The organism is Candidatus Sericytochromatia bacterium (assembly GCA_035285325.1).
Classification (GTDB): domain Bacteria; phylum Cyanobacteriota; class Sericytochromatia; order S15B-MN24; family JAQBPE01; genus JAYKJB01.
The window spans coordinates 1-9,584 of record JAYKJB010000080.1 but is presented as its reverse complement, the minus strand read 5'-3'; the positions used below and the strand labels follow the sequence as shown (position 1 = coordinate 9,584).

Here is a 9,584-nt window from a genome sequence, read left to right as displayed (position 1 = left end):
CGCCCCCCGTCAGTAGACCGCGACGGCCCCCGCGGCGCCGCGCACGACGAAGTACTTGGCCTGCGGGTGGTGCAGCACGATCGCCGCCGTCGACTGCTCCGGCACCAGCTGGAAGGCCTCCGTCAGGCTCACGCCGATGCTCGCCTCGACTGGCAGAGCCCGCCAGACCAGGGCGTGGTCGTCGAGGTCGGGAATGGCCGGGTAGCCCCAGCTGTAGCGCTTGCCCTGGGTGGGCCCGATGCCCCACTCCTGCCGGATGTGCTGATGGGCCACCTCGGCCAGGCCCTCGGCCGCCTCGACCGACAGCCCGTGGATCCAGTAGGCCTCGCTGTAGCGCCCCTCACGGTTGAGGCGGTCGCACAGCTCGGCCGCCTGCGTGCCCATGGTGACGACCTGCAGCGCCACCACGTCCAGGCGGCCACTGTCGACCGGGGCCACGTAGTCGGCCAGGCACAGGTGCTCGCCCTCGGGCTGGCGCGGGCAGCTGAAGCTGCCGAGGCGCTGGGTCGGGTCGGCCGGGTCGTGCAGGTGAATCACGTCCCCCTCCGCCTGCGCCGGGAAGTAGCCGTAGACGAAGCGCGGCGTCAGCCAGCCCTCGCGCGCCGCCTCGGCCTGCAAGGCCAGCCGGCGCGGCTCGAACTCGTCCCGGATCAGGGCCTCGTAGGCCGCCCCCTGGGTGTTCTTGGCCCCCCAGGACAGGCGGTAGAGCGAACGCAGATCCATCGCCTCGAAGACCCGCGGCAGCGGCACGTCCTGCACGCAACGGTGTCCCAGGAAGGGCGCGGACGGCAGACTTTCCAGCAGCGGGACGGTGCTGCGCAGGCCGGCCGCGGCCGGCACCACCGGCTTGCGCACGCGCGCCTTGGCCGCCTCCGCCTCGGCCCGGGTGCGGGCAATCAAGGCCTCCCGACGCTCGGGGTCGACCAGCTGGTCCACCAGCGCCAGCCCCTCGAAGGCGTCGTTGGCGTAGAAGACGCCGGGCTCGTACAGCTGGCCGTCCTCCAGCTCCAGGATGCGCAGGCCGTAGCTCTTGTTGATGGCGGCGCCACCGATCACGACGGGAAAGCGCAGCCGGCGCGCGTGCAGCTCGGCCAGGCACATGGGCATCTGCTTGGAGGTCGAGACCAGCAAGGCCGACAGGCCGATCGCATCGGCGCCGACCTCGACGGCCTTGTCGATGATCGTGTTGATCGGCACCTGCTTGCCCAGGTCGTAGACGGTGTAGCCGTTGTTGGTGAGGATCGTGTTCACCAGGTTCTTGCCGATGTCATGCACGTCGCCGTAGACGGTGGCCAGCACGACCTTGCCCTTGGTGGCGCCCTCGGCCTTTTCGAGGAACTGCTCGACGTGCGCCACGGCCTTTTTCATGACCTCGGCCGACTGCAAGACGAAGGGCAGGATCAGCTCCCCGGCGCCAAACTTGTCGCCCACGTCCTTCATGGCCGGCAGCAAGACTTCGTTCAGCACCGCCACGGGCGTGCGCCGCGTCATGGCCTCGTCGAGCAGCGGCTCGATGCCGTCCTTCTTGCGGTGCAGGATCTTCCAGTGAATCGCCTGCTCGGCCGTCATGCCGGCGGTGGGGTCTTCCTTCTCGGCCACCCCGGCATCGGCCGAGACCCCCTCGAAGTGGGCAATCAGGCGCGGCAGGGCATCGGGGCGTCGGTCGAAGATCAGGTCCTCAGCCAGCTCACGCTGCTCCGGCGTGATCTCGGCAAAGGGGCGCACGTGGGCCGGGTTGACGATCGCCGCATCGAGCCCGGCCAGCACGGCGTGATAGAGGAAAACCGAGTTCAGGACGTGGCGAGCGGCCGGCTGCAGGCCGAAGCTGACGTTGGAGACGCCCAGAATCGTCAGGACGCCCGGCATGGCGGCCTTGATCGCCTGGATGCCTTCGATCGTCTCGATCGCGCTGCGGCGGAATTCTTCCTCGCCGGTGGCCAGGGTGAAAGTCAGGGCATCGAACAGCAGGGCCTCGGGGGGCAAGCCGTACTCCTCGACGGCGATCGCGTAGATGGCCCGCGCCACCTCGCACTTGCGTTCGGCCGTCTTGGCCATGCCGATCGGGTCGATCGTCAGCGCCACCACCGCCGCGCCGTGCTCGACCGCCAGCGGCAACACCGCGTCGCAGCGCTCGCGACCGTTTTCCAGGTTGATCGAGTTGATGATCGCGCGGCCCGGGTAGATGCGCAGGGCCTCGGCCAGCGCGCTGGCCTCGGTGGAGTCGAAGACCAGCGGGGCCTCGACCGAGAGCGCCAGCTTCTTGACCACCTGACGCATCAGCACGGCCTCGTCGGGCCGCTCCGTGAGCGCCACGCAGACGTCCAGCACGTGCGCCCCGCCCTCGACCTGGTCGCGGGCCACCTCGACCAGGCCGTCCCAGTCCTCGGCCAGCAGGAGTTGCTTGACCTTGCGGCTGCCCTGCGAGTTGACGCGCTCGCCCACCAGCAGCGGACGAGGCTCCTGCAGCAAGCTGGCCGCGCGCATGCCCGAACTGGCCGCGACCAAGGGCGCCACCTCGCGCGGGCGGTGCGGCCGCCCGGCCAGGCGCTCCGCAATCACGCGAATGTGTTCGGGCGTGGTGCCGCAGCAACCGCCGACCACGGCCACCCCGAAGTCCTCCACGAAGGCCGCCAGCGCCTCGGCGAAAGGCAGGGGCTCGGCCGGATAGACCGCCTTGCCGTCGATGTTGAGCGGCAGCCCCGCATTGGGCAGCACGCTGATGGGCAAGGCGCAGTGCTGGGCCAGCAGGCGGATCGGCTCGCGCATGTGCTCGGGGCCGGTCGAGCAGTTGAGCCCGAGGATGTCGATCGGCAGGGCCTGCAGGGTCGTCAGGGCCGCCAGGATGTCGGTGCCGAGCAACATGCGCCCGGAGGTGTCGAGCGTGACCTGCACCTGCAGGGCCACCCGCCGACCCAGCTGGGCAAAGGCCCGGTTGATACCCGTGACGGCCGCCTTGACCTCCAGGATGTCCTGGCTGGTCTCGACCAGCAGCACGTCACAGCCGCCCTCCACCAGGGCGATCGCCTGCTCCTGAAACAGCTCGGCCAGCTCCTCGAAGGTGATCTTCGAGAGCGAAGGGTCGTCCGACGAGGGCAACATGCCCGTCGGCCCGATCGAACCGGCCACGAAGCGCGGGCGCTCGGTCGTGGCATAGGGGGCGGCCGCCTCGCGCGCCAGCTCGGCCGCCCGGCGGTTGAGTTCGTGGGTCAGGTGACCCAGCCCATATTCGTCGAGCTTGAGCCGGTTGCCGCCGAAGGTGTTGGTCTCGACCACGTCCGCGCCGGCGGCGAAATATGCCGCGTGGATGTCACGCACGACGTCGGGCCGGGTCAGGACCAGGTAATCGTTGGCCCCTTCCTTGCCGCCGAAATCCTCGATCGTGAGGTGGCGCGCCTGCAGCTGGGTGCCCATGGCCCCGTCGTAGACCACCACCCCACGGCGCACGGCATCCAGGAAGGGCAGGGACACAGGTGAAGGCATGCGGGGCGCTCCGGCAAACAATGGAAACACGGGGAAAGGGCGCTTCATTGTAGCGTTTCCCAGCGGAGCGCGCAGCGCCGACCGTGTTGAGTTTAAGAGGGATTTAAAATCACAAGCAAGCTGTAAGTGGCACGGGAAGCCGCTTTCAAACCCTTGACAACTTGGAAGTTGTGCTATAATGACCGCTAGTGTTCAGGTGTCACGTCAGGTCGATTCTTTCCCGTCATCGTCACCATCTTCAGGAATCCAGGCGAACACAACCAGACGACCTCACCTCGAATCGATAACGGCGCCATGGCGGCGCCGTGGGAGCAGCGGGAGCCGTGAGCCTGCTGCCTGCCCCCGTAGGGACCTCACGGATGATCGATGCACGAGAAAGGTTCGTCGATGCTCTACACGGATCAAATCATCGCCTGCTCGGACTGCGGCACCGAGTTCACCTTCTCCGCCAAGGAGCAGGAATTCTTCGCGCAAAAGGGCTTCACCAGCATCCCCAAGCGCTGCAAGCCCTGTCGCAACGCCCGCAAGACGCAAGGACCCTCGCGCTCGGAGGATGGCGGCCGCGGTGGCTATGGCGGCGGGAGTGGCTATGGCGGCGGAGGCTACGGGGGCGGCGGGTATGGCGGCGGCGGCGGTGGCTTCGGCTCCCAGCGCCCCCGCGAGATGCACACGGTGGTCTGCGCGCAGTGCGGCGTGGAGACCCAGGTGCCCTTCAAGCCGCGCGGCGATCGCCCCGTCTATTGCCGCAGCTGCTTCCAGAAGTAAGCCGGGTCGAGCGCGCCTGACTCACTCGCATCAGCGGATGCAGGCAGGCGACCCGACGGCCCCAGCCGAAACGACACGTCCCTGGCAAACCGGCCGCGCCTCCTGACCGGAGGGGCGGCCTTCCGGTTTGCGCTATACTGTTTCGCCATGCGTGACGCCCGCGATTTCCTGCTCGACCCTGACCGTGTCGCCCTGTTCGACGGGGCCATGGGCACCATGCTGTACGCCCAGGGGGTGTACATCAACCAGTGCTTCGACGAGCTGACGCTGCGCAGCCCGGACCTGGTCCGCGAGGTCCACACGGCCTACGTGCAGGCCGGCGCGCAGGTGATCGAAACCAACACCTTCGGCGCGACGCGCTTCAAGCTCGGCAATTACGGCCTGGCCCATCAGGTGGCCGCCCTGAATGAACGCGCCGCACAGCTGGCCCGCGAGGCCGCCGGCGAACGCGCCTGGGTGGCCGGGGCGATCGGGCCGCTCGGCATCCGGCTGGAGCCCTATGGCCCCACCTCGCTGGAGGAGGCCCAGGCGGCCTATCGCGAGGCGGCCCAGGCGCTGGCGGCGGGCGGCGTCGACATGTTCGTGCTGGAGACCTTCCAGGACCTGGCCGAGATCCTGCAGGCGATCGCCGCCGTGCGCTCGGTCTCCGCCCTGCCGATCATCGCCCAGATGACCGTCAACGAGGACGGCCTGACCGCCTTCGGCACCGAACCGGCCCATTTCGTGAAGGCGCTGGACCGGGCCGGGGCCGATGTGATCGGACTCAACTGCTCGGTCGGGCCGGCCACCATGCTGAGCGTGCTGGAGACCATGGCCGGCGCGACGCAGAAGAAGCTCTCGGCCCAGCCCAACGCCGGCCTGCCGCGCGACGTCATGGGCCGGCAAATTTACATGGCGAGTCCCGAGTACATGGCCAAACACGCCAAGCGCCTGCTGGCCAGCGGCGCCCGCGTGATCGGCGGCTGCTGCGGCACCACGCCCGAACACATCCGCCTGATGGCCGACGCCCTGCGGGCCCAGACCGGCGGCCGCATCCAGCTCGCCCCAGGCCAGGCAACCGCCGCCACCGGCCCCTTGCCGGCGGCTGGCAGTCTAGCCAGCCTCACGCCGGCCGAGACACCGCTGGCGGACCGCTCCCGCTTCGCGGCCAAGCTGGCCGCGGGCGAGTTCGTCACCAGCGTGGAAATCGTGCCGCCCAAGGGCAGTGACGCGACCCAGCTGGGTGAGCAGGCCCGCTTTCTGCGCACGGCCGGTGTCGATGCCATCAACGTGCCGGACGGCCCGCGCGCCCAGAGCCGCATGAGCGCCCTGGCCGCCAGCCTGCTGATCGAACGGGAAGGCATCGAGGCGGTGGTGCACTACTGCTGCCGGGACCGCAACCTGCTCGGCATGCAGAGCGACCTGCTCGGCGCGGCCGCGCTGGGCCTGCGCAACCTGCTCCTGATCACCGGGGATCCGCCCAAGATGGGCCCCTACCCGCAGGCCACGGCCGTCTTCGACATCGACGCGATCGGCCTCACCAACCTGGCCAAGCGCCTCAATCAGGGGCTCGACCTGGGTGGCAACCCGGTCGGCAGCCAGACCTCCTTCCTGCTGGGCGTGGGGGTGAACCCGGGTGCGCTGGATCTCGAGCACGAGCTGCGTCGCTTCCACTGGAAGGTTGAAGCCGGCGCCCAGTATGCGATCACCCAGCCCGTCTTCGACACGGCGCAGCTGCTCCGCTTCATCGAACGCATCCAGGCGATGGGCTGCCAGATCCCGATCATTGCGGGTATCTGGCCTCTGACCAGCTACCGCAACGCCGAATTCATGAGCAACGAGGTGCCAGGCGTGGTGGTGCCCCCCGCGATCCTGGCCCGCATGAAGGCAGCGCCGGATGCCGAAGCAGCCCGCCAGGAGGGACTGGCGATCGCCCGCGAGATGCTGGCCGAGGTGCGCGGCGCGATCCAAGGCGTCCAGGTCTCCGCGCCGTTCGGCCGCGTGGCGCTGGCCCTCGACGTGATGCGCGATGTCCTGCCGTCGCCCGCTCACGCCGCCTCCTGAGAGACCCGGCTACCGCCGTGGGGGCCGCGAGGCCGGCGTGGGGGGAGGCGAGGAGGGCGGCCCGAGCAACGCCAGACGGCGCCGGGCTTCCTGGCGCCAGCGCTCGACCCGTGCCAGCACGGCCTGGCCTCGCCAGTCGCCGTCCGGACCATGCCAGCTCAGCTGGGTCTGGTCAAATCCGTGCGCGCGCATGTCGGCCAGATCGTGGGCGAAGGTGAAACAGGCCTCCTCCAGCGCCTCGAGGTCGCCCACGGCGCCCGTGAAGTCCTGCGCCGCCAGGCGCGCATCCGCCGACGCGCGCAGCTGATCGATCCGCAGCAGCGCCATGGCCAGGCTGCCCTGCCCCTGGCGCACGGCCAGCAGGTTCTCCAGGCGTTCCATGTCGCGCTGCAGGGGCTGGCGTGCCACGCGCCAGGCCGGATTCTCCCGCAGGTAGGGGTCCGCCTCGGCGGCCGCCAGGGCCTGCCGCAAGTCGAGCAGGCGCGCTTCCAGCTGGGGGGGCGTCAGGGCGGCCAGCCCCTGCCCCGCGCGACTGAACTGAGGGGCCAATCGCGCGGCGGCCTGCTCGGCCAACCGCCGGGACTCATCGTCCAGCGGGCCGCGCCGCAGCGCCTCGTAGCGAGCCCGCAGATCGATCAGCTCGACCCTCGGCTCGGACCAGTCCGGATGAATCTTCAGCACCAGATGCTCGCGCTCCGCGCGGGCCACCAGGTCCTCGGCCCGCATCAGGGTCACCCTGGCGCTGGCAAGCCGACGGGCCCCCAGATGCGCCCGCAGCAGGGCGGACAGATCGCGCAACCGCTCGGCCGCCTCGCGCGCGGCCCTGGGCAGCCCCACGTAATGGGGCAGCCCACTGGGCCTGGACGGGGGAGGGGCACCGGCTTCGGGCGGGCCGAGGTCCTGCCAGTCCGGGCGATTGATGCCGGGCCCCGGGATCACGACCGCGAGCGAGGGTTCAGGCTGGGGGCGAGGCGACGTGACCGAAACCGGAGGGGGGGAGGCGGGCTCGGGTCCGGACGGGCGCCCCGGCGGCGCAGACGGTGCCAGCGTGGGCGTCGGCGGCAGGGGCGGGGGAGAAGGCAGAATGACCGCCGGGGGCGTCGCCGGGGAGGCGGGCGCGAGCGAGCGGGCCTCAGCCTGGGAGACAGACGCGAGCAGGGCCAGCAGCCCCACACTGAGGCGGATGAACGCCCGACCCCATCTTGGCCCGGGCCGGGAGCCCTCCCGCCCCGGGCGAGGCACGTCGATCTCCCGCCTCACGGGAAGGTCCTGCCTCATCGCGACGGTCAGATGTCGAGATTCATCGCTTCGCCGGCGTGCTGCTGGATGAACTCACGCCGGGGTTCCACCTTGTCACCCATCAGGATCGTGAAGATGCGGTCCGCCTCGGCAGCGTCCTCGATCGTCACGCGCAGGATGGTCCGCGCCGCGGGGTCCATGGTGGTCTCCCAGAGCTGCTGCGGCATCATCTCGCCCAGGCCTTTGAAGCGGCTGATGCTGACTTCACCCCCCAGCTGCGCCACCACGGCCTCTTTCTGACGGTCGGAATAGACGTAATGCGTCTGCTTGCCCTTCTCGATCTTGTAGAGCGGTGGCTGGGCGATGTAGACGTGGCCTGACTCGACCAGCGGCTTCATAAACCGGTAGAAAAAGGTCAGCAGGAGCGTGCGAATGTGGGCGCCGTCCACGTCGGCGTCGGTCATGATCACGAGCTTGTGATAGCGCAGGCGGCCAAGATCGAACTCATCCGCCACGCCGGTGCCCAGCGCCATGATCATGGCCTGGATCTCCTCGTTGGCGTAGATCTTGTCGAGCCGGGCCCGCTCGACGTTCAGGATCTTGCCGCGCAGGGGCAGGATGGCCTGAAAGCCACGGTCACGGCCCTGCTTGGCCGAGCCGCCGGCCGAGTCGCCTTCCACCAGGTACAGCTCACACTTGGCCGCATCACGCTCCGAGCAGTCCGCCAGCTTACCAGGCAGGGTGGCCGATTCCAGCGCACTCTTGCGGCGCGTCAGTTCCCGCGCCTTGCGAGCCGCCTCGCGGGCGCGCAGGGCATCGATGGCCTTGCCGACAATGGACTTGCCGACCCCGGGATTGGCCTCCAGGAAGTGGCCGAAGGCATCGCTCATGATGCCTTCCACGATGCCGCGCACTTCGGTGTTGCCGAGCTTGGTCTTGGTCTGACCTTCGAACTGCGGCTCGGGCAGCTTGACCGAGATCACGCCCGTCAGGCCCTCGCGCACGTCCTCGCCCGACAGCGAGGTCTCGTTCTCCTTGATCTGCCCGCTGACCTTGCGGCCGTAGTCATTCAGGATGCGGGTCAGCACGTTGCGGAAGCCCGTCAGGTGGGTGCCACCCTCGTGGGTGTTGATGTTGTTGGCGAAAGACAGCACGTTCTCGCTGTAGCCGGTGGTGTATTGCAGCGCCACCTCGACCACGATCATGTCCTTGGTGCCGGAGAAATAGATCGGCTTGTGCAGCGCATCCTTGTTCTCGTTGAGGTACTCGACCATCTGCACGATGCCGCCCTCGTAGAGGTAATGTTCGCGGTGCTCCTTGAGGGCATCCGGGTGGTCTGGGTCCGGGCTCAGCTGGGTGAAGGTGATCGCAATGCCGCGATTGAGGTAAGCCAGTTCGCGGAAGCGGGCGGCCAGCGTGTCGTAGTTGAATTCCAGCGTTTCGAAGATCGTGCCGTCGGGCTTGAAGGTGACCTTGGTGCCCGTCACGTTGTCTGGCACCTCGCCCACCACCGCCAGGTCGCTGACGGGCACGCCGCGTTCGAAGCGCATGGCATGGACCTTGCCGCCACGCTTGACCTCCACCTCGAGGGAGGTGGAGAGCGCGTTGACGACCGAGACGCCCACGCCGTGAAGACCGCCTGAGACCTTGTAGCCACCGGCGCCGAACTTGCCGCCGGCATGCAGCACGGTCATGACGGTTTCGACCGTCGACTTGCCGGTCTTCGGGTGAATCTCGACCGGGATGCCGCGTCCGTTGTCTTCGACCGTCACGCGATGATCGTCATGCAGGGTGACCTGAATCTGCGTGCAGTAACCGGCCAGGGCCTCGTCCACGGCGTTGTCGATCACCTCGTAGACCAGATGGTGCAGGCCGCGTTCGCCGGTGCTGCCAATATACATGCCCGGCCGCTTGCGCACGGGTTCGAGGCCTTCGAGGACCTGAATCTGCTCGGCGCCGTAGGCTTGCGTCACGTGGGTGGCGTCAGCCGGCAGTTCGCCATATTCGGTGGGGGCCTCGGCCGTCTCCACACCCTGGGTCATTCGCGCCTCCCGGAT

Annotated in this window: 5 protein-coding genes; 2 read left to right on the top strand and 3 right to left on the bottom strand. The window is 68.9% G+C overall.

The features are described from left to right. Positions 1-9: 9 nt before the first annotated feature. Positions 10-3,480, bottom strand: a complete 3,471-nt coding sequence (gene metH, locus VKP62_10675) for a methionine synthase (GenBank protein ID MEB3197655.1) — start codon at positions 3,478-3,480, stop codon at positions 10-12. Positions 3,481-3,867: 387 nt separating this feature from the next. On the opposite strand from metH, the gene VKP62_10670 reads away from it, so the two are divergent. Further along, positions 3,868-4,245, top strand: a complete 378-nt coding sequence (locus VKP62_10670; protein ID MEB3197654.1) for a CxxC-x17-CxxC domain-containing protein — start codon at positions 3,868-3,870, stop codon at positions 4,243-4,245. 147 nt (positions 4,246-4,392) lie between these two features. Beyond that, positions 4,393-6,288: a bifunctional homocysteine S-methyltransferase/methylenetetrahydrofolate reductase gene (locus tag VKP62_10665; protein ID MEB3197653.1), complete on the top strand. Its 1,896-nt coding sequence runs from the start codon at positions 4,393-4,395 to the stop codon at positions 6,286-6,288. A 9-nt stretch (positions 6,289-6,297) separates the two neighbouring features. Here the strand turns inward: VKP62_10665 and VKP62_10660 are convergent, their stop codons facing one another. Next, positions 6,298-7,530: a hypothetical protein gene (locus tag VKP62_10660; protein ID MEB3197652.1), complete on the bottom strand. Its 1,233-nt coding sequence runs from the start codon at positions 7,528-7,530 to the stop codon at positions 6,298-6,300. A gap of 44 nt (positions 7,531-7,574) precedes the next feature. After that, a complete protein-coding gene (gyrB, locus tag VKP62_10655; GenBank protein ID MEB3197651.1) occupies positions 7,575-9,584 on the bottom strand; it encodes a DNA topoisomerase (ATP-hydrolyzing) subunit B in 2,010 nt (669 codons plus the stop codon).

Excerpts from the sequence above, each read along its gene's own strand:
- VKP62_10670 (MEB3197654.1), top strand. The coding sequence starts at position 3,868 with ATGCTCTACACGGATCAAATCATCGCCTGCTCGGACTGCGGCACCGAG.
- metH (MEB3197655.1), bottom strand. The coding sequence starts at position 3,480 with ATGCCTTCACCTGTGTCCCTGCCCTTCCTGGATGCCGTGCGCCGTGGG.
- VKP62_10665 (MEB3197653.1), top strand. The coding sequence starts at position 4,393 with ATGCGTGACGCCCGCGATTTCCTGCTCGACCCTGACCGTGTCGCCCTG.